Annotated in this window: 2 protein-coding genes (1 of these 2 running past the window's edge); one reads left to right on the forward strand and one right to left on the reverse strand. The window is 50.3% G+C overall.

What is annotated here, in order from left to right:
• Positions 1-84: 84 nt before the first annotated feature.
• The gene (locus AC0WRU_RS00415; RefSeq protein WP_476126812.1) at positions 85-23,814 is read left to right on the forward strand and encodes a non-ribosomal peptide synthase/polyketide synthase; all 23,730 of its coding nucleotides are present in this window, start codon (positions 85-87) and stop codon (positions 23,812-23,814) included.
• 109 nt (positions 23,815-23,923) lie between these two features.
• On the opposite strand, the gene AC0WRU_RS00420 is transcribed toward AC0WRU_RS00415, so the two are convergent.
• Positions 23,924-24,469 carry the 3' portion of an alpha/beta hydrolase gene (locus AC0WRU_RS00420; RefSeq protein WP_476126813.1) on the reverse strand. 489 nt of this gene lie beyond the right edge of the window, so the window shows 546 of its 1,035 coding nt (coding positions 490-1,035); its start codon lies off the right edge, out of view; its stop codon occupies positions 23,924-23,926.

The following is a 24,469-nucleotide window of genomic DNA, read 5'->3' on the forward strand; positions in this document are numbered from 1 at the left end:
AGCGTACATTAAACGGTCCTTTTGTCCTCCTGACTGCCAGTAGCAGCGGGAGGACAATCACATCACGGAATAGGAGTGAACGAGATGAATGACATGCAGTTATATGATTTAACAAATGCGCAGAAGCGTATATGGTATACCGAATTACTCTATCCAGATACGTCAGTGTCACAGCTTTCCGGTACAGCCAAGATGAAGGGTCGTATCCATATTGCTGCTTTCATGAAGTCCATTCATTTGATAATCAAACAATATGATGCGTTCCGCATTCGTATTACCTCAGTGGATGGAGTGCCCCAGCAGTATGTCGTTCCTTATGAAGAGAGACAGTTGGAATACCTGGATCTTACCCATTATGAAAATATATCTGAGGTGGAAGCCTTACTTGAGCAGCACAAGAGGAAACCCTTGCCACTGCTGGATTCTGAGCTATTCCAGTTTTTGATTGTGAAGATTAGCGAGGAAGAGTATTGGATTAATACCAAGATGCACCATATTATTTCTGACGGGATCTCAATGGTGATCTATGGCAATCAGTTGACCGAGTTTTACATGCAAATCATTCAAGGAAATGAACCCACACTGAATGATGATTGCTCTTATATTCAATATATTGCAGAAGAGAACGCATATGAACTTTCTGACAGATACCAAAAGGATAAGGCATACTGGCTGGATAAATTTTCTGATTTGCCTGAGCTTACGGGTTGGAAGTCATATAATCCGTTATCTCTAAGCACCCAAGCCGTTCGGGAGCATTTTACCGTACCAGAGGTGCTTTATCATGAGCTACAGGCATTTTGCCAGCAGAACAGGATTTCCCTGTTTCAGTTCTTCATGGGTGTGATGTATATCTACATACACAAAGTGACGAATCAGCCGGATGTGGTGATTGGTACTTCGTTCGCTAACCGGGGGAACAAAAAAGAGAAGCAAAAGATCGGTATGTTCGTTAGTACGGCTGCCGCCAGAACATACGTCGAAAAGGACATGGATGTATTGAGCTTTCTGCAGGATGTAGCCAGGGATCAGCTGTCAATCCTGCGGCATCAGAAATATCCATACAATCAGTTAATCCAGGATCTAAGAGAAATGCATGGCAACAAGGATATTCAGCGTCTTTTTGGCGTTTCCATGGAATACCGACTTATCAATTGGGTTGACCTGGAAGACGTGCGCATTTTGACGGATTATGATTTCTGCGGCGACGAAGTGAATGATTTTGTGCTTCATATCGTGGAGATCCTGGATGAAGGCGAGCTGGTACTGGATGTCGATTACCGGGCAAAGCTGTTTGAACGCAGCGAAGTAACGGACATGGTCTCCCAGTTGCTTACGATCGCCGAGCAGATTATTCATACACCGCAGCTTTCCATCGCAGAGGTAACCCTGCTGGGAGAAGCAGATGAGCAATCCATTTTGGCTCTCTCGGAAGGAATTGTAGCTGATTATCCGCGTGAAAAGACAATTCATGGCTTATTCGAAGAACAAGCCGAGCGCACGCCCGATCATGTTGCCGTTCAGATGGGCGAGCAGTGCATTACATACCGAGCTCTAAACGAGCAGGCTAACCAGCTTGCGAGATATTTGCGCTCCGAGGGAGTAGGAGCAGATACGCTCGTAGGGATCATGGCTGACCGTTCCTTGGAGATGATCATCGGCATGTTGGCCATTTTGAAAGCAGGAGGTGCCTATGTACCGATTGATCCCGATTATCCCGAAGAACGTATCCATTATATGCTGGAGGATTCGGGAGTCCATCTGTTGCTCACCCAAAGCCATCTATGGGAGTGCACTACTTTTGACGGAAAGCTTGTGAATCTGGACGAAGCTGCATCGTATACAGGAGACGCTTCAAATCTGGAGAGCATTTCGGGACCCGGCAACCTGGCCTATGTTATCTACACGTCGGGTACAACCGGCAAGCCGAAGGGAACGCTGATTGAGCATAAAAATGTAGTTCGACTGCTCTTTAACGATCAAAATTTATTTGATTTCAGTGCTCAGGATACGTGGACGCTATTTCATTCGTTCTGCTTCGATTTCTCCGTTTGGGAGATGTATGGAGCCCTTCTTTACGGAGGAAAATTGGTGATTGTTCCGTCTCTCACAGCCAAGAGTCCAGCAGCTTTCGTGGAGTTGTTGAAAGACAACAAAGTCACCATTTTGAATCAGACGCCGACGTACTTTTATCAGGTGATACAGGAAGAATTAGCCCACTCTTCGACAGAGCTTAGCCTTAGAAAAATCATTTTTGGTGGAGAGGCCTTAAGCCCATCTCTTCTGAGAAACTGGCGGGTCAAGTATCCTGATGTACAGCTGATTAATATGTACGGTATTACGGAAACAACGGTCCATGTCACCTACAAGGAAATCACGGAACATGAGATTGAAGCGGGGAAAAGCAATATTGGCAAAACGATTCCGACACTTAGCGCTTACATTTTTGATGAGCAAAGACGCCTACAGCCTGTCGGGGTCCCAGGGGAGCTATATATCGCGGGCGACGGTCTTGCCCGAGGGTATTTGAACCGTCCAGAGTTGACGGCCGAGAAATTCGTTGAGCATCCGTTTCGGGCGGGAGAGCGCATGTACCGTACTGGGGATCTGGCTCGCTGGTTGCCTGATGGTAATATCGAATATTTGGGCCGGATCGACCATCAGGTCAAAATTCGCGGCTACCGAATTGAGCTTGGCGAGGTAGAAGCGCAAATTCTCAAGGCTTCGAGCGTAAGGGAGACGATTGTCCTCGCAAGGGACGACGAACAGGGTCAAAAATTGCTGTGCGCCTACTACGTAGCCACTACCGACCTTTCGCCAGGCGAATTAAGGTCTCAGTTAGCGGCGGAACTACCAGCTTATATGATCCCTTCTTATTTTGTCCGGCTGGAGCAAATGCCGCTTACGCCAAATGGCAAGCTGGATCGTCGCGCTCTGCCAGCTCCTGAGGGTAGTACACAATCCAGCGAGGATTATTTGGCTCCGAGAACTGCTGCGGAAGCCCAGCTAGCGCTAATCTGGCAGGATATTTTGGGAGTTGCCCGCGTGGGCGTCAGAGATAATTTCTTTGAAATTGGTGGTCACTCTTTGCGGGCGACACTGCTCGTTTCACGGATTCAAAAAGAGCTCGGATGCAGCATTTCGCTGCGTGAAGTGTTTCAGTCGCCTACGGTTGAGTCCCTGGCGCGACTGATGAAGGAACGCATTCCAACCGTGTATGAATCCATTCCACAGGCGGAGGAAAGCGAAGCTTACCCTGTGTCCTCAGCGCAGAAGCGGTTATATGTGTTGAGACAAATGGACGGGGGAGAGCTCAGCTACAATATGCCTGGGGCATTCACAGTGGACGGGCCATTGGATCGCGCTCGTCTGGAATCTGCGTTCCAGACGCTGATCCAGCGTCACGAATCCCTGAGAACCGGCTTCTATATGCAGGATGGAGAGCTCGTTCAGCGTGTGCATAGGGATGTGTCATTCGCGTTGGACTACACTGAAGCTTCGGTGGAGGAGGCGGATACGCTCGTACGCAGCTTTATCCGTGCCTTTGATCTTAGTCAGGCTCCATTACTGCGTGTTGGCTTGGTGAAGCTACATGAGGAACGTCATCTGTTGCTGTTTGATATGCACCATATCATTTCGGATGGGGTTTCCATTCAAATACTGGTGGAAGAACTCACCTCATTGTATCAAGGGGAACAGCTGCCAGAGCTGCACATCCAGTACAAGGATTATGCTGTATGGCAACGGGAGCATTCAGAGAACCAATGGCAAGAGCATGAAGCGTACTGGCTGCAGGCTTTTGAAGGGGAACTGCCTGTACTTGATTTGCCGACGGATTATCAAAGACCTTCTGTTCGCAGCTTCGAGGGTAGCCGAATTGATTTTACATTGGATGCGTCCGGCAATAAGGCATTACAAGAGCTTGCATCCCGTACAGGTACTACGCTGTATATGGTATTGCTGGCTGCTTATTCGGTGCTGCTGCACAAATATACGGGGCAGGAGGACATCATCGTAGGTTCTCCGGTGGCCGGAAGACCGCAAGCGGAGCTTGAGGGCATCATCGGGATGTTCGTCAATACACTGGGTATGCGCAGCTACCCGGCGGGAGATAAGACCTTTCAGGATTATCTCCTCGAAATCAAGGAAACGGCGCTCAAGGCATTCGAGCATCAGGACTATCCATTGGAGAAACTGATTGAGAAGCTGGGTGTAGGACGTGATGTCAGCCGCAATCCACTTTTTGACACCCTGTTGGTATTGCAAAATACGGAGCAGGAAGAGCAGGAAATGGATGGACTGCGCTTTACTCCTTACCCGCTGGAGACCGTTACAGCCAAATTTGACCTGTCACTCAATGTAGAGGAGCAGGGAGCAGAACTAGCCTTTGGCCTCGAGTATAGTACGGCTTTATATCGGCGTGATAGTGTAGAGCGACTTGCAACGCACTTGCTCCGGGTTCTGCACGCAGTCGCAGCCAATCCTCAGTTGCAACTGGCCGAGATTGAAATGATCACACCTGAGGAGAAAGTACAGATCGTTGAAGTATTTAACGCGACATCGGCTCCTTATCCAAGGGACAAGACTATTCACGAGCTGTTCGCAGAGCAAGTCAAGCGTACACCGGAACAGACGGCGCTTGTATTCGGCGATGTTCGGCTAACCTATCTCGAATTGGAAGAGAAGGCGGGGCGGCTAGCCCAAACGCTGCGTCGTTTGGGAACGTTGAGGGAGCAGCCTGTGGCCGTGATGGGCGGACGAAGCATCGAGATGGTTATTGGTATGCTTGCGGTGCTCCAGGCGGGTGGAGCCTATGTGCCTATTGATCCCGAATACCCTGAGGATCGGGTTCGCTATATGCTCAATGATTCCGGTGCCAAGCTACTATTGGTGCAAAAGGGTGAGTTTGTAAGTGTAGACTACGGTCTACCGATTGTGGACCTCAGCAGTGAAGAGGCTTATGCAGATGAACTCGGTCAGTCGGAGGAGGCTGTCCATGGATCGCAGGGACTCGCTTATGTCATCTATACTTCGGGTACGACGGGTAGACCGAAGGGTGTTATGGTTGAACACCGGAACGTGGTTCGTCTGGTCAAGGAAACCAATTATGTGGAGCTGAATGAATCCACCCGAATTTTGCAAACAGGAGCGGTGGCCTTCGATGCTTCCACTTTCGAGATATGGGGGGCGTTGCTTAACGGCGGACAGCTCTATTTCGTGGAGAACGACGACATCCTGATTGCTGATAGGCTCAAAGCGGCTATTGCCAAGTATGGGATTACGACATTGTGGCTTACTTCACCGCTTTTTAATCAGCTTTCACTGCAGGATGAGTACCTGTTTAGAGGGCTAAAAACATTGTTCGTCGGTGGTGACGTACTGTCCGTATCTCATATGAACCGTGTGATAGAGGCCAATCCTGATCTTGTCCCTATCAATTGCTATGGTCCGACAGAGAATACGACCTTCTCCACCACCTACAAGATTCCGGGTCGTGCTGAAGGGGTGGTGCCGATTGGTCGCCCCATTAGTAATTCGACCGCTTATGTGGTCAATGGATCGCTTCAATTGCAACCTATTGGAGCTTGGGGCGAACTGATTGTCGGCGGTGAAGGTGTAGCGCGCGGATATCTCAATCGCCCTGATCTCACGGCAGAAAAATTTGTCCCTAGTCCTGTGAAGGATGGAGAGCTCTGCTACCGAACGGGCGATCTGGTACGCTGGCTTGCGGATGGCAATCTGGAATTTAAGGGAAGAATTGATGAACAGGTCAAAATACGCGGTTACCGCATCGAACTCCCCGAAATAGATGCCCAACTGGCCAAGGTGGAGGCGGTCATCGACGCCGTAGTAGTCGTCCGCGCGGATGAGCTTGGAGAGAAGCAGCTTTGCGCTTATTATGTGGCGGATCGTATGCTCACGGCAGGCGAAGTGCGTCTTGCCCTGTCGCAAGTGCTTCCGAGTTATATGATCCCGTCCTATTTTGTGCAGCTGGATCGTATGCCATTAACGTCGAACGGAAAAGTGGACCGCAGGTCTCTGCCGGCTCCTCAAGTGGGTGCACATACGGGACGGAAGTACACGGCTCCCCGTACACCGGCCGAAGAAGCCTTGGCGTCTGTTTGGCAAGGGGTACTGGGTGCCGAACAGGTGGGTATCCATGACAATTTCTTTGAATTGGGAGGAGACTCCATTAAGGCTATTCAGGTTTCGTCTCGGCTACTACAGGCTGGTTATCGCTTAGAGATGAAGGAGCTGTTCAAATCTCCAACCATTGCGGAGCTAAGCGCGCAAATACAAACGTCTGTGCATATGGCTGAACAGGGAGTTGTGCGTGGAGCGACTCGCTTGACTCCAGTCCAACAGTGGTTCTTTGGACGGAAGCAGGCAGAGCCTCATCACTTCAATCAAGCGGTTATGCTGTATCGTGAACAGGGGTTTGAGGAAAAGGCCTTGCATCAGGTGCTGAGAAAACTCGCTGAGCATCATGACGCCCTTCGCATGGTTTTTCGTCAGACAGAGCATGGCTACGAGGCTTGGAATCGTGATCTTGAAGAAGGAGAGCTTTATAGCCTGCTTACCGCTGATTTACGGAATGAATCCAATCCGGTCGCAGCCATTACAGTGTTGTCGGACGACATTCAGCGCAGCATCAATCTGGCAGAGGGTCCGCTGCTGAAGTTAGGACTTTTCCATTGTCAGGATGGAGACCATCTCCTGATCGTGATCCACCATTTGGTGGTGGACGGAGTATCCTGGCGGATTTTGTTTGAGGATATCGGAGCAGGCTATGAACAGGTGACTCAAGGACAAGTGCTGACATTCCCGCAGAAGACGGACGCCTTCCGTGACTGGGGTGATGCTCTTTTCCGTTATTCGGAAAGCCCGGAAATCGAAATTCATCAGGCGTATTGGAGAAACATGGAAGGCCAGCAGCTCGAGCAGTTGCCGAAGGATACAGCTGTAGAAAGCCTCCTTTTACGGGATAGCGAAGTGGTAACAGCACAATGGACTGTAGAAGAAACCGACCAACTGTTGAGAAAAGCCCACCGCGCTTATCAAACGGAGACGAATGATCTGCTATTGACTGCTCTGGGCATGGCGGTATCCAAATGGTCTGGCATCGGAAAGGTTGCTGTGAATCTGGAAGGACACGGTCGTGAGCCGATTATACCGAATATCGACATCACCCGTACCGTCGGCTGGTTTACAAGTCAATATCCGGTGATTTTAGACTTGGGGGATAACCTGGAAGAGGCAGCCTTGATCAAGTCTGTAAAAGAAGGGCTGCGCCGAATTCCGAACAAAGGCATCGGATACGGGGTACTCAAAACCATGGCAAGTCAGGTGGACGCAGACAGCTTCAGCTTGCAGCCTGAGATTTCTTTTAACTATCTGGGGCAATTTGATCAGGATTTGCAGGGAAGCTCGTTGCAGATTTCTCCTTATCCGACCGGAAGCGCGCAAAGCTTGTTGGAGGAACCGGCCTATACGCTAGATATCAATGGCATGGTGACGGACGGAGCCCTGTCTCTGACGATTACTTATAACGGAAAACAGTATAAGTCATCTACGATGGAACAGCTCGCTGGATATATTGAAGAGAGCTTGCGGCAGCTTCTCCACCATTGCGTAACCCAGGAAAGAACCGTATTGACACCAAGCGACGTGCTTGCGAAGGGTCTAAGCATTGCCGACCTGGAAGAGCTTTCTAAGCAGACCAGCCACATAGGCGATATTGAGAATGTATACAGTCTGACGCCGATGCAGAAGGGTATGCTGTTTCATGATATGTTTGAGCCGCATACAGGTGCCTATTTTGAGCAGGCTGCCTTTGACTTTAAGGGTGGGTTTGATCCGGCAGCCTTTGGACACAGTCTGGATGCATTGGTGGAGCGGCATGCCATCCTGCGCACGAACTTTTATAGCGGATGGGGCAGCGAGCCTTTACAGGTTGTTTTTCGGCACAGGGGCGCCAAACTGGTATATGAAGACCTGCGGGAGATGAACGCATCGCAGCGCGAAGCTTACTTGCAGACATTTGCTGTAAAAGACAAAGCACAGGGCTTCAACCTATCCGAAGATGAGCTTCTCCGTGTTTCGATTTTGTGCACAGGTGAAGATAGCTTCCGTCTCTTATGGAGCTTTCACCACATCGTCATGGATGGATGGTGTGTTCCGTTAATTACGCAGGAGGTGTTTGAACATTATTTTGCCCTCCTGGAAGGAAGAGAACCTGAGTTGGCAGAGGTTCAGCCGTACAGTCGATACATTGAATGGCTGGAAAAGCAGGATGAAGCAGCTGCGTCCAACTATTGGAGTCGATATCTGGCCGGTTACGAGCAACAGACGCTTTTACCTCAGGTCGGGGAAACAAGTAAAGGGGAAGGGTATGTATCAGAAAAGCAAAATTACATCCTGGGCAAGGAATTAACCGGACGTCTGGAAAAGGTAGCCAGAGATGCTCATGTCACGATGAATATATTGCTGCAATCCATCTGGGGCATTGCACTTCAACGCTATAACGGTAGCCGGGATGTCGTATACGGAAGTGTAGTATCTGGCAGACCGGCAGAAATTCCGGGCATTGATCGAATGATCGGTTTGTTCATCAATACGATTCCAGTGCGTGTGAAGACGGAGGAAAATCTCCCCTTCTCCATTCTGATGAAGCAGCAGCAGGAACAATTTATGACTTCTCATATGTACGACACCTACCCGCTGTTTGAGATTCAGGCTCAGACCGATCAGAAACAGGATTTAATCTCACATATTATGGTATTTGAGAACTATCCTGTTGAGGAGGAGGTAGAGCGTCTGGGTGGTGGCGAGGCTGACTTTGAGATTGAGGACGCTGAGCTTCTGGAGCAAACGAATTACGATTTTAATTTAATTATCCTCCCTGGCGAAGAGATGAGATTGCTTTTCCAATACAATGCGCTCGTCTATGATCAAATGACGATTGAGCAAATCAAGGGACATCTGGTTCACCTCATGGAACAAATTGTAGAGAACCCTGCCATTTCCGTGGATGCTCTGGAATTGGTCACGCCGCAGGAGAGAGAGCAGATTCTGAACGTATGGGGAAACACGAAAGTCAGTTACGAGCACTGTAGCACGTTCCACGGGCTGTTGGAGGAACAGGCGGGACGAACGCCAGACGCGACTGCCATTTTGTTCGAGGACGAGATGCTGACCTATGCCGAGCTCAATGCAAAAGCCAACGGAGTGGCAAGAAAGCTGCGTACTCAGGGAATCCAGACGGGAGATCTGGTGGGACTGATTGCTGAACGGTCGCCCGAAATGATCGTTGGAATCTACGGCATTATGAAAGCCGGAGGTGCTTATGTTCCCATTGATCCAGAGTATCCGAAAGAACGAATCAGTTACATGCTTGAAGATTCCGGGGCGAAGCTGATCCTTACACAGGCCCGTCTCCTGGAGCATCTTGGCTGGACGGAAAATGTTTTGTTGCTGGATGAACCATCGACCTATGATGCCGACACCTCGAATTTGGAGGATACTGCTGGTCCGGATGATCTGGCTTACGTGATCTATACTTCAGGTACGACGGGTCAGCCTAAGGGCGTATTAGTTGAACATCGGGGACTGCAAAATCTTTCGGACGTATATGGGGCACACTTCGAAGTTACACCGCGGGATCGGATCGTTCAGTTTGCAAGCCTGTCGTTCGATGCATCGGTTTCGGAAATTTTAACGGCACTAAGCCAAGGGGCTGCTCTGTGCATCCCTTCTACACAAGACATTTTGGATTATGCCTTGTTTGAGCAGTTCATAAACGACAAGGGGATTACGATAGCGACGCTGCCACCAGCTTATGCTATCCACCTTGAGCCGGAGCGCCTGCCAGCACTGCGATGCCTGCTTACCGCCGGATCTGCCGCATCTGTCGAGTTGATCGAAAAGTGGAGGAAGCATGTACAATACTCCAATGGCTATGGCCCAACGGAGGACTCCGTATGCACCACAATCTGGTCTGCCCCGGACAGCGAGGAAACAACGGAAATTGTATCCATTGGTCAACCTATTGCTAACCATAGTGTGTATATCTTGGATGATCATTTCAGATTGTTGCCTGTCGGCGTAGCTGGAGAGCTCTGCGTTTCGGGTATCGGGTTAGCGCGGGGGTATCATAACCGACCTGCGTTAATGGATGAGAAGTTCGTGGAAAATCCGTTTACTCCAGGGGAGCGTATGTACCGGACGGGTGACTTGGTTCGCTGGTTACCAAATGGTACCATCGAGTACTTGGGCCGAATAGATCACCAAGTCAAAATCCGCGGCTACCGGATCGAGCTTGGCGAGGTAGAAGCACAAATGCTCAGAGTGCAGTCCGTACAGGAAGTCGTGGTCATGGCTGTGGAAGGCGATGACGGTCAGAAGGATCTGGTCGTTTACTTCGTAGCCGCTCAGAAACTTGAGGTATCCGAGCTCCGGACAGTTCTGTCGGAGATGTTACCTGGATATATGATCCCTTCCCGCTTCATACAACTGGAGGATATGCCTCTGACGTCGAACGGAAAAATCGATCGAAAAGCGTTGCAGGGAGAACACGGATGGGTAGCTGCTTCATCTGTTGCTCCGAAGACACCTGTGGAAATTCAATTAGCTGAAATTTGGCAAGAAGTGTTGGGTGTAGAGAACGCGGGAGTGAAGGATAATTTCTTCCATTTTGGAGGTCATTCACTGCGTGCAGCCCTGCTAGTCTCACGAATTCGCAAGGAAATGAATCGCGAAATTAGTCTGAGAGAAGTGTTCGAGTCTCCTACCATTGAAGGCTTGGCTCATGCCATTGAAGGCTATACACCGCTGGAATTTGAAGAAATTCCCACAGCGGGCGTGCGTGAGCACTACCCATTGTCCTCAGCTCAAAAACGGCTGTTTATTCTAAGTCAGCTGGAAGGTGGAGAGCTGAGCTACAATATGCCGGGTATCCTTACGGTTGAGGGGGCCCTGGATCGGGAACGGCTGGGGCAGGCATTCCGTCGTCTGATTCATCGCCATGGTTCGCTGCGTACCCGTTTTGTGACCATTAACGGTGAGCCTGTACAGCAGCTCCTGACGGATGTTCCGTTTACTGTGGAATATGCGGAGTTGAGCGAGGAAGAGGCAGGAGCTACCCTTCAGCAATTTGTCCGTCCTTTTGATCTTGGCGAGGCTCCATTGCTGCGGGTCGGCCTCATCCGAATTGCGCATGAGCGCCACTTACTGTTGTTTGACATGCATCATATTGTCTCCGATGGGGTTTCTATGAATATTCTCATAGAAGAGTTTCTCCGCTTCTATCAAGAGGAGGACTTATTACCTGTGCTACAGATCCAGTACACAGACTATGCCGTATGGCAGCAAGAGCAACTCGGAAGCGAACGTCTCAAAGCCCAGGAAGCTTACTGGCTGGATGCATTCCGCGGAAGCTTGCCAGTGCTGGATTTGCCGGGAGATGAAGTCCGTCCTGCGGTGCGAAGCTTTGCGGGGGATCGGATCGACTTCCATATTGATTCTTCTCTGAGCGGTTCACTCCAGGAGCTGGCTACCCAAACAGGTTCTACTCTGTTCATGGTACTGCTGGCAGCCTATACAGCGCTCTTGCACAAGTACACAGGTCAGGAAGATGTCATTGTCGGTTCACCTGTGGCGGGAAGATCCCATGCCACACTCGAAGGCCTCATCGGTATGTTCGTCGGCACAGTGGCACTACGTACTTATCCGGAAGGGGAGAAGTCTTTCGAGGCTTATTTGCAGGAAGTGAAGGAAACAGCGCTGCGGGCCTATGAAAACCAGGATTATCCGTTCGAGGAGCTGGTAGAAAAGCTGGAGCTTCAACGTGACCTGAGCCGCAACCCGCTATTTGATACCATGTTTGTCCTGCAAAATATCGAGCAGGGAGAACAAGAAATAGAGGGACTGCGTTTCACTCCTTACGATCATGTACATCCGTCTGCCAAGTTCGATCTCACGCTGACCGTGAGTGAAGCGGACGGAGCACTGAACTGCACACTTGAGTATGCGACTGCGATCTACAAGCGAGAGACTGCTGAGCGGATGGCGGGCCATTTTGTACAGCTTATTCGGGAAGCAACTGCCAATCCGGCAATGCCGTTGTCATCCCTTGATATCGTGACACCTGAGGAAAAATCAAGGCTGATGAAGGATACAGACGAAGCGAAAGCAGATTATCCTCGTGACAAGACGATTCATACGCTGTTCGAGGAACAGGCTGCCCGTACTCCAAACGCAGTGGCAGTTGTTTGTGAAGATGCAGCCCTGTCCTATAGCGAGCTGAATGAGCGGGCCAACGGACTTGCCAGAACGCTGAGGGAGCGTGGTCTGCAACCAGACGGTTTGGCTGGAATCATGGCGGATCGTTCCCTTGAAATGGTGGTCGGGATTTTAGCCATCTTGAAGGCAGGCGGGGCCTATGTCCCTGTAGACCCTGAATATCCAGAGGACCGCATTCGCTTTATGCTTGAGGATTCGGGAGCCAAGCTGCTGTTGACACAAGCGCATCTGGAACAACGTGTCTCCTTCGCCGGGGACATCGTAAGTCTGGACGAGACGGCTTCCTACAAGAAGGATGTCTCTAACCTGGAGCCTGTAGCCGGACCGGAGCATCTTGCCTACGTCATCTACACATCGGGTACGACAGGCAAGCCAAAGGGAACGCTGATCGAGCACAAAAATGTAGTTCGCCTGCTCTTTAATGATAAAAATCTATTTGATTTCGGTCCTCAGGATACGTGGACACTCTTCCATTCGTTCTGCTTTGACTTCTCCGTATGGGAAATGTACGGGGCATTGCTGAACGGAGGACGATTGGTCATCGTTCCATCGCTTACCGCGAAGAGTCCGGATCGTTTCCTGCAATTGCTGAAAGACCAGAAGGTCACCGTTTTGAACCAGACGCCGACCTACTTCTACCAGTTGCTACAGGAAGAGCTTGGTCATCACACGGCAGAACTGAGCCTCCGCATGATCATCTTCGGTGGAGAGGCATTAAGCCCGGCCTTGCTCAAGGACTGGAGAACGAAGTACCCGCAAGTGCAGCTCATCAACATGTACGGCATTACCGAAACGACCGTGCATGTAACATACAAGGAAATTACAGAGCTGGAAATTGAACAGGGCCGCAGCAATATCGGCACCACGATTCCGACGCTGCGTGCGTACATTTTGGATGAACAACGCCGTCCACAGCCGATTGGCATTCCGGGTGAACTTTACGTGGCGGGCGTAGGCCTGGCGCGCGGCTATCTGAACCGACCGGAATTGACGGAAGAGAAGTTTGTCGCTCACCCGTTTGAAGCGGGCGAGCGTATGTACCGCTCGGGTGACCTGGCACGCTGGTTGCCTGATGGCAGCATGGAGTATTTGGGACGGATTGACCATCAGGTTAAAATCCGGGGTTACCGCATCGAGCTGGGCGAAGTGGAAGCGAAGCTGCTCCATGCTCCGTCTGTAAGGGAGGCCGTTGTGCTTGCCCGGGAGGATGGAAGTGGACAAAAAGTGCTTGTCGGCTATTTCACTGCCGATCAGATGCTAACAGTAGGCGAGTTGAGAAAAGCCTTGGCTGCTGAACTGCCGGCTTATATGATTCCGTCTTACTTTATGCAATTGGAACAGATGCCTTTGACGCCAAATGGTAAGCTGGATCGCAAAGCGCTTCCGGCTCCGGAGGCCAATGTGCAGACTGGAGCGGTTTATGAAGCGCCAAGGACGAAGGCTGAGGAAGCTTTGGCATCCGTATGGCAAGGTGTGCTGGGAGCGCAGCAGGTCGGCATCCATGATCATTTCTTCGATTTGGGTGGTGACTCCATCAAGGCGATCCAAGTGTCCTCGAGATTGTTCCAAGCAGGATATAAATTAGAGATGAAGGATCTCTTTAAATATCCGACAATTGCCGAGCTAAGCCCGTATCTTCAGGCAGCCGGACGTACAGCAGAGCAGGGTGAAATTAAAGGTGCAGCAGAGTTAATGCCAATTCAGCGCTGGTTCTTTGAACGCCATACAGCGGAGCCGCACCATTATAATCATGCCGTTATGCTCTATCGGAAAGACGGTTTTGATGAGGCTGCACTCCGGTTGACAATGGACCAAATTGCGATCCATCATGACGCGCTGCGCATGGTTTTCCGGCCTACAGAAGCTGGATACACAGCTTGGAATCGTGGGACGGACGAAGGCGAGCTCTATACATTGGACATTGCTGATATGCGGCAGGCGGAAGACCAGACAGCTGCGGTTCAGGCCCAAGCCGATGCCATCCAGGCAAGCTTTCACTTGGAAGACGGCCCACTGTTCAAGCTAGGCCTGTTCCATTGTGACGATGGCGATCATTTGTTGATTGTCATTCATCACCTCCTGGTTGACGGCGTATCCTGGCGCATCCTGTTTGAGGACATTGCAGCGGGATACGAGCAGGCGTTGAATGGACAAGCAATCGTCCTTCCACAAAAGACCGATTCGTATCTTGTATGGTCTGAGCAAGCGACGAAGTATGCAGCAGGGCCTGCTCTGGACAAGGAGCGTGCATACTGGCAGCTGATCGAGGAGGCGATTTTGGCCCCACTGCCGAAGGATGAGGATCAGAAGCCGGGCACCATTCAGGATACTGAATCGGTTACGGTAACGTGGTCTGCGCAGGAAACAGACCTGCTGTTGCGACAAGCGAACCGGGCGTATCATACGGAGACGAATGATTTGCTTTTGACTGCTCTGGGGGCAGCCATTCAGAGCTGGACAGGCATGGAGCGGATTTTGGTCAATCTTGAAGGGCATGGACGGGAAATGATCGTACCAGACCTGGATATTACCCGTACCGTGGGCTGGTTCACAACCCAGTATCCGGTTCTGCTGAACCTGCAAGGCGGACAGGAAGTATCTGCGCGAATCAAGCGCATCAAGGAGAATTTGCGAGAGGTTCCGCACAAAGGAATCGGCTACGGTCTTCTGAAGTATATGGCACCGGAGAAAAGTGTCGGATTCGGCGCAGAGCCGGAGATTTCCTTCAATTATCTTGGGCAGTTTGATCAGGATTTGGAGGGTAATGCCCTTAGCCTATCCACACATTCAGTTGGTAAGGCGCTCAGCGATCTCACACCACAGCAATATGCTCTGGATGTGAATGGCATGATTGCCGAAGGCCAGCTATCACTGACGATTACGTACAGCAGCAGGCAGTATCGTAAGGAGACGGTGAGTCATTTTGCTGAATTATTGCAGTCAAGCCTTAGTGAGGTCATTCGGCATTGTGTGGCTCAGGAGCGTTCACAGCTTACGCCAAGTGACGTTCTGTTCCAGGGATTAACATTGGAGCAGCTTGATCGACTCACGGCGCAGACGGCCCACATCGGAGAGATTGAGGATGTGTACAAGCTGACGCCAATGCAGAAGGGAATGCTGTTTCACAGCTTGCTGGAGCCGGACTCCTCTTCATACTTCGAACAGGCAACGTTTGAGCTGCGTGGCAGCTTCGATGTAGATATCTTCTTCGAGAGCTTCCAGGCTTTGGTGCAACGACATGCCATACTACGTACCGGCTTTTACAACAACATTGCTGATGTACCGCTGCAAGTTGTCTTTAAGCAGCGGTTAATCCCTCTGCACTACGTAGATTTGCGCGACGCATCTATGCAGGAACAAGAAGCCCGGATCAAGGCTTACACGGCTGAAGATATGGTTAAGGGATTCAGCTTGTCAGAAGATTCGCTGATGCGAGTGACCGTCTTGCAGAAGGATCAAAGCTGTCTTGTATTGTGGAGCTTCCACCATATTGTCATGGATGGCTGGTGTATCCCGATCATTACACAGGAGCTGTTCGATTATTATTCTGCCAAGAAACAGCAATTACAGCCTGTCCTGCCGCCGGCTCAGCCCTATAGCCGTTATATCGAGTGGCTTGACGCACAGGATGATCAAGAAGCTTCAACGTATTGGAGCCAATACCTCGAAGACTATGACGGGAACACCGTATTGCCGGAAGGCAAAACGAAATCACAAGCCAAAGAAGCGGGCTATGTTCTGAATGAGCATGTTCTCCATCTGGGTGCAGCCTTGACCGGTAAAATGGATGTTGTCGCGAAGCGAAATCACGTGACCGTCAACACACTCATGCAGACAGCCTGGGGACTGATTCTTCAACGTTATAATGCCAGCTCGGATGTGGTTTTTGGCGGCGTTGTGTCGGGTAGACCGGCTGAGATTGCAGGGATCGAAAATATGGTGGGCCTGTTCATTAATACAGTACCTATCCGTGTGCAGTCATCCAAAGACGAAGCCTTTGTCGAGGTCATGAAACGTACACAGGCACAATCGCTGGCAGGCCGTGCTTACGACACCTATCCACTGTATGAGATTCAGGGGAAAACAACCCAAAAGCAGGACCTGATTTCTCATATTATGATCTTTGAAAATTACCCGCTCGACGAACAGGTGGAGCAATCGGGGAATCAAAATGAGGACAATCTCGAAGTCGCCAACTTCACCATGTTTGAACAAACCAACTATGACTTTAACCTGGTTGTGATTCCAGGCGAGGATATCAAGGTCTGCATCCGCTACAATGCTTTGGTCTATGAGCAAGAAAGCATTGCGCGAATCGGAGGACATTTGTTGCAAATGCTCGATCAGGTGGCTGCTCGTCCGCAAGCGACGATACAGGAACTGGAGATTGTAACATCTGAGGAACGGATGAATCTGCTTGACTGGGGCGGCAAGGCCCATACCTATCCAAGTGATCAGGGTCTGCATACCTTGTTTGAAGAACAGGTTGTCCGTACGCCTGATAAGATTGCGGCTGTAAACGGAAACACTCAGATCACGTATAGGGAGCTGAACGAGCAGGCGAACAGACTGGCCTCGACCTTGATAGACCAAGGACTACGGAGTGAACAAGTGGTAGGTCTGTTGGCAGATCGGTCTGTAGAGCTGCTTGTCGCTATCATGGGTGTGCTCAAAGCGGGCGGAGCCTATGTGCCTATTGATCCTGAATATCCGCAGGAGCGGATTCAGTATATTCTGAAGGATTCTGGCGCTGAAATTCTGCTCACACAGAGCCACCTGACGGAGTTGGCCTCTTTTGAGGGAACGGTTATGGAATTGGATTCGCCGCACATCTACGGAACCGAGGTGGATAATCCCAATATTCCTGTTGGAGGAAACGATCTGGTGTATTTAATCTATACCTCGGGTACAACCGGAAATCCGAAGGGAACCATGATTAACCACAAAGGGATCGTGAACTACATCTGGTGGGCCAATAAGGTCTATTGTGCTGGAAAACCAACGGATTTCCCGCTGTATTCATCCATTTCGTTTGACCTGACGCTGACGTCGATTTTTACTCCATTAATTAACGGAGGCTTAGTGCGGATTTATGATGGTATAGATAAAGCGGAGGTTGTACAGCATATTTTGCGCGAAAATGCGGTGGATATTCTCAAGCTGACGCCGACTCATCTCAGTCTTATTAAAGATATGGCCATCCCAGCGGAAAGTCGCATTCGGCAGCTCATTGTGGGTGGAGAGAATTTGACCACACATTTGTCGAAAACCATCACAGATCTCTTTGGCGGCAACATCAAAATCTACAATGAATACGGTCCAACCGAAACGGTCGTCGGCTGCATGATTCACCTGTACGATCCTGTGAAGGATACACGTGAATCCGTACCGATTGGATTGTCGGCAGACAATATATACATCCATATCCTGGATGAACAGCTTCGCCTTGTACCGTTAGGCGTGGAGGGCGAAATGTACATCGCCGGGGACGGGGTAGCCCGTGGATATCTGAACCGTCCTGAGCTTACCGCAGATAAATTCATTACAAATCCGTTCGCTTCGGAAGGAAATATGTATCGCACCGGGGATTTAGCTCGTCGTCTTCCTAATGGAGACATTGAGTACATTGGACGTATTGACCATCAAGTTAAAATCCGGGGCTATCGTATTGAGCTTGGTGAGATTGAGGCCAAGCTGCTGGATATTCCACTTGTCGAGGAAGCTCTCGTTGTTGCGTGGGCAGATGCCCAAGGGCAGAAATCGCTGTGTGCCTACTTCGTAGCTGATCGGGAAATGTCTGTCAGTGAGCTGAGAAACGAACTGTCTGCCGGAATGCCTGCATATATGATTCCGTCTTACTTCGTTCAACTGGACGTGATGCCTTTGACACCGAATGGCAAGCTGGATCGCAAGGCACTGCCTGAACCGAACTCGGGTATAAAGGCGGGGGCAGACTTTACCGCTCCGCGGACGGATGTGGAGAACATTTTGGCTTCAATCTGGCAAGGTGTACTCGGCGTGCCGCTTGTCGGCATACATGATAATTTCTTTGAGCTTGGAGGTGACTCGATCAAATCCATTCAAGTCTCTTCAAGGCTTCTCCAAGCGGGCTATAAGCTTGAAATGAAGGATTTGTTCGGTTATCCGACAATTGCAGAGCTGGCACAGCGCGTTAGTGTGGTCAGCCGAATTGCGGACCAAAGCGAGGTGCACGGAGCGGTAAGACTGGGACCTGCCCAGCACAGATTCTTCGATGAACAGTCGATGGATCTGCATCACTTTAATCAGTCGGTCATGTTGTACCGACGGGATGGCTTCAATACCGATGCGCTCGCCGAGGTTGCTCGGAAAATTGCAGAGCATCATGATGCGTTGCGACTGGTGTTCCGCCAAGGAGAACAAGGATTTGAAGCCTGGAACCGGAGCTTGGGTGAGGGTGAGCTCTATAGTCTCCAAATCCACGATCTGCGGGATGAAACAGACCCGGCTTCAGCAATAGAAGCAGGTTCGGAAGCCATTCAGCGCAGCATCTCTCTGGAGAATGGACCTCTCTTTAGACTGGGTCTGTTCCGCTGTGTGGAAGGCGAACATCTATTGATCGTTATTCATCATCTGGCTGTGGATGGCGTATCCTGGCGCATCCTCTTTGAGGACCTGCAGGAAGGCTACGAGCAGGCAGCACGCGGAGAAGCAGTCAAGCTTCCACAGAAGACGGATTCGTATCGTGCATGGGTTGAGGGAATCACACAATTTGCGAACAGTCTGGCGGCTGAACAAGAACGCAGCTATTGGGCAAAAGTAGAAGGAGATGGCTTCGCCCCTCTTCCAAAAAATAACGTAGACGACGCTCTTCTCATCAAAGACAGCGAGGCTGTCACGGTGAGATGGTCGCCAGAAGAGACAGAGCAGTTCCTGAAAGAAGCGAACCGCACTTACAACACGGAAGTTAACGATCTGCTCCTGACGGCACTCGGTATGGCTGTTCACGAGTGGACGGGAATCGAACGTGTAGGCATCCTTCTGGAAGGGCATGGACGGGAGCCTATTGTACCGGAATTGGATATCACTCGCACAATGGGCTGGTTTACAAGCCAATACCCTGTCGCTCTTGAAATGGGAGAGGAAATGGAGATCGGCGCCAGAATCAAGCGCGTCAAGGAAGGCTTGCGTCGTATTCCGAACAAAGGTGTCGGATATGGTATTTTGAAATATCTGAGCGACGTATCAGATGTCTCCTCCTTCTCGGCAGAACCGGAGATTACCTTCAACTACCTGGGGCAGTTTGACCAGGATCTTGCAGAGGGAACGATGGAGGTATCGCCTTACCCGGTAGGATCTGAGGTCAGTGAGCAGATGGTGCAGCATCAGGCATTGAACATTAATGGACTGATTGCCGAAGGACAGCTTCAACTTTCGGTCAGCTATAACCGTCAGCAGTTCCACGGGGAGTCAGTGGCTAAGTTTGTTGGTATTCTGAAGAACCGTCTCAGCGAAGTCATTGGACATTGTGTACGCAAGGAAAGAATAGAGCTTACACCAAGCGATGTACTCCTCAAAGATATCAGCTTGGAAAAAATCGAGGAGTTGGAAGAGCAGACACGCCATATCGGCAGTATTGAAAATATGTATAAACTAACACCGATGCAAAAAGGAATGCTGTTCCACAGCTTGCTGGAGCCACATTCGGAAGTCTACTTTGAGCAGGCCAAATTTGAAATTCAGGGAGCCTTCTATCCTGAGGATTTCAAACGCAGCTTAAAACATCTGATGAAACGGCATGCCATATTGAGAACGAATTTCCATGCCGGATGGGGCGATTTCCCTATACAGATTGTGTTCAAAGAAAGAGCGTGTGACTTCGTATACGAGGATCTGCACGAGTTGGAATCCGCTGAAATTGAAGCGCGTCTTGCAGCTTATACTGCTCAGGACAAGGCAAGAGGCTTTGATCTTACCGAAGAAGCATTGCTGCGTGTTGCTATTCTGCGCACAGCAGAAGAGGCGTACCATCTGCTGTGGAGCTCTCATCACATCATTTTGGATGGCTGGGGTATGCCTCTTGTACTTCAGGAAGTGTTTGAAACATATGGCGTTCTGCGTGAGCAAAGGGAGCCTGAGCTACTTGCTGCTGCATCGTATAGCCAGTACATTCAATGGCTGGAGGAGCAAGGTGAAGAAGAGGCTTCCTCCTACTGGAGAGAGTATCTGGAAGGCTACGAACAGCAGACGAAGCTGCCGCAAGCGACAGCACAGCCACTCGGAAAAGCGGAAGCCTACGTGTCGGAGAAGCTGGTATTCAAGTTGGATCGGGAACTGACCGAGCGGCTGGAACAAGTGGCCAAGCAGCACCAGGTAACGATGAACACGCTGATGCAAGCAGCTTGGGGTGTCGTGCTGCAGCGCTACAATAGAAGCCAGGATATCGTTTTCGGAAGTGTGGTATCGGGAAGACCTGCCGAGATTCCGGGTATCGAAAGCATGATCGGTCTCTTCATTAATACAGTTCCGGTTCGGGTACAGGCCGAGGGAAGCGATTCGTTCTCCCATGTGATGAAAAGACAGCAGGAATTATATTTGGCAGGACATGCTTATGATTCCTATCCGCTCTATGAGATTCAAGCACAGAGTGAACAAAAGCAAGATTTGATTTCCCATATTATGGTATTCGAGAATTATCCGGTAGAAGAGCATCTGGAAGAGAAAATTGCCAGTGAAGAGGCTGAATACAAAATTACGGATGTTCAGATGTTTGAACAGACGAATTATGATTTTAACCTCATTGTGCTGCCGGGCCGTAATCTGGAGTTCTTGTACCGTTACAATGCCTGTGTCTATGATCGGGAGAGCGTGGAACGGATTCAAGGACACTTAATGAAGATTCTGGAAAGTGTGTCTGTTCATCCTGCCATCCGCATTGATGAGCTGGAACTGATCACGCCGGAAGAGAAATCGCAGATAATAGAGGTGTGGGGCGATACAGCAGCTCCTTATCCGCGTGAGCAGACCCTTCACGGTATATTTGAGGAAAAAGCAGCGCTCACACCGGATCGTACAGCACTTGTTTACGGAGAAACGAAGCTTACCTATGGAGAACTTCATCAGCAGGCGAACCGCCTTGCACGTACGTTGCGTGCCCAAGGGGTCAGACCGGACCAACCAGTCGGCATCATGGTTGAGCGCTCGCTTGAGATGATCATCGGTATCCATGCCATTCTGAAAGCAGGCGGGGCGTATGTACCGATTGATCCGGAATTCCCGGAAGATCGTATTCGCCACATGCTGGAGGATTCGGGAGCGAAGCTTCTGCTGACGAAGAACCATCTCAAAGATCGCTTTCCGTTCACTGGCACGATCCTGGCACTCGATGACCCGCAGGCGTATCATGTGGATGACTCGAATCTGGAGCCAATCGCGGGGCCGGAGCATCTGGCGTATACCATTTACACGTCAGGTTCAACCGGCAAGCCGAAAGGTGTAATGATTGAACACCGCTCTGCCGTCCATACGCTGAGTCAGTTGGAAGCTGAATATCCGATGTTGGCAGGCGACCGTTTCCTGCTCAAAACGACATTCACCTTTGACTTCTCCGTGCCGGAGCTGTTCTGCTGGTTCTTTGGACAGGGGACTCTCGTGATCCTGCCGCAAGGCGTGGACAAAGACCCGATGGCACTGCTAGAGGCCGTGGATACGAACCGTATCACGCATCTCAATTTGGTGCCGTCGATGCTCAGTGTGCTCGTTCAATACTTGAAAGAAAGCGGCACCCAAGGATTCCTTACTCTGAAATACCTGTTTGCCTGCGGCGAGACGCTGCCTGCCAAACTTGTAGAAGAGTACTATAAAGTATCTCCATACGCAGTACTGGAGAACATCTATGGTCCTACCGAAGCGGCCGTATATGCGACCCGATATACAACGAGCCTTGAGACTGCGGCTCTAACGCATGTACCTATCGGTAAACCGTACGCTAACGTTCAAGTATGGATGATGGACAGCGCTTCTCAGGTATCACCGGTGGGTGTACCGGGAGAACTCTGCATTGCAGGCGAAGGGGTAGCGCGGGGGTATTTCAACCAGCCGGACCTGACGGCAGAGAAGTTCATTCCTCACCCGTACAAACCGGGAGCACGAATTTACCGAACGGGCGATTTGGCCCGATGGCTGCCAGACGGGAATATTGAGTATTTGGGGCGGATCGATCACCAGGTGAAAATCCGCGGTTACCGCATTGAGCTGGGAGAAGTGGAAGCACAAATTCTGAAGGTACCATCGGTGCAGGAAGCGGTTGTTCTAGCACTGGCTGATTCCACTGGAAGTACTCAGCTTTGTGCATACTTTGTGGCCGAAGAGGGGCTTGCAGCGGGCGTACTACGCGAGGCACTGGCCAGCGAGCTGCCGAGCTACATGATTCCGTCTGCTTTCGTACAGTTGGCACATATGCCGCTGAATCCGAATGGCAAATTGGATCGCAAAGCGCTGCCGGCACCGGAAGCACTCCTGCGGAGCACAGCGGAGTATATCCCGCCGCGTACGCAGACAGAAGTAGAACTGGCGCAGATTTGGACCGAGGTACTCGGCGTACAGGAAATCGGAGTCAAAGATCATTTCTTCGAACTTGGGGGCCACTCCCTGAAAGTATTGGGATTGATCCAGAAGATCTCGTCTAGCATGGGTGTCCAGCTTCCGCTCCAACTCGTGTTCAATCTTCCGACTGTTGAGCAAATGGCCCATGAAATATCCAAGCTGCGGGCAACAGCCGCTCCTGATGAAGAAGAAATGGAAATTATCCACTTCCCAGGGAAAGGAACGCTTAAAGTGTTTTGCTTCCCTCCTCGGGTAGGCTACTCTCTGGGGTACTATGAGATGGCCAAGGAGCTGGAAGGACATTGCGAGGTGTTCGGGCTAGAATTTATCGGCGATCGTTTCCAGGGCCAAGACATGCTGGATCGATACATGGATGCCATCGTGGATATTCAAGCTGAGGGTCCATATGTCTTCTTGGGATACTCACTTGGAGGAAATCTGGCCTTCGAGGTGGCCAAAGCCATGGAAAGCCGAGGTCACCATGTCAGCGACCTTATTATGGTGGATGCTATGAGAAAGATGTCCAAGGATGAATCGACACCGGAGCAGCTTGAGGAGATTGTCGAGACGGTGCTGGACAGCATTGGAGACCAGTACAAATCATTCCTCGCCGATCCAGCTGACAGAGCGCGAGTCAAAGACAAAATGTTGATTTACTCCATCTACCGCAATGAGCTTATTAACGCAGGTGGAGTTCAGGCGAATATCCATGCCTTGGTTGCAGAAGACGATAGTATTGGCCCGGTGACATCATCAGATAAACTGCTATGGCAACAGGCAACGCTTGGTCAATACGAAGAGTATGGAGTCATCGGTACGCACGATGTGCTGCTTGATTCCGGTTATATCGGGGAAAATGCTAAAGTGCTGAGACAGATTCTTCGCAAGGTCGCAGAGGCATCACCTGAAAATAAGTCCATTTTGTCCTAAGATCAATCAAGTATAATAGTGTTAGACAGCAAAGACGCCCGGATTCCTTTATATAGAAGGAACTCGGGCGTCTTTTGTTTTTTTATGCTGTCATTAACATATAAAGTCCCTAATCATCTGTGTATGCTTTAGACATGGTTGACTGAAAGTGACTGGTGTCGGTGATGAGTTCACGGATTACTTGGATGACAAGCTCCGGTTGATCATGGATAATCATATGCTCGCTCTTCTTGGCAACAATAAATTTGCTGTTTGTAGAGATGTTAAGCATCTCGCGCTGTCCAATTTGCCAGCTTTGTTCGATCTGATCATTTCCGCGTTTACTAATACCGAACTGAGTCAAATCTTGTTGGATGCCCCGGGCAATCACACGTACAGGGAGGTTACCCAGATGCTGCCCTCGTATGGCATCTTCGGTCGTGCTCGCCAGATCACCCTCCTCGGCAACAGATCGAAAGTATTTGGGAGAAGCGACAATATTCACAAAAGATTTTCTATCTTGATACTCGACACGACCCGTTAGCATATAATTGGGGAACAGACGGAAAGCCCCCGACTTTTCTAGTAGAATTGATATTAACGGCGAGGGATTGACCTTAGGTCGTTCCTTGGCATAGATCTCATTTGTCCGACGGGCGTCATTCTCAGGCCTGGC

The organism is Paenibacillus sp. 1-8, from assembly GCF_056316205.1.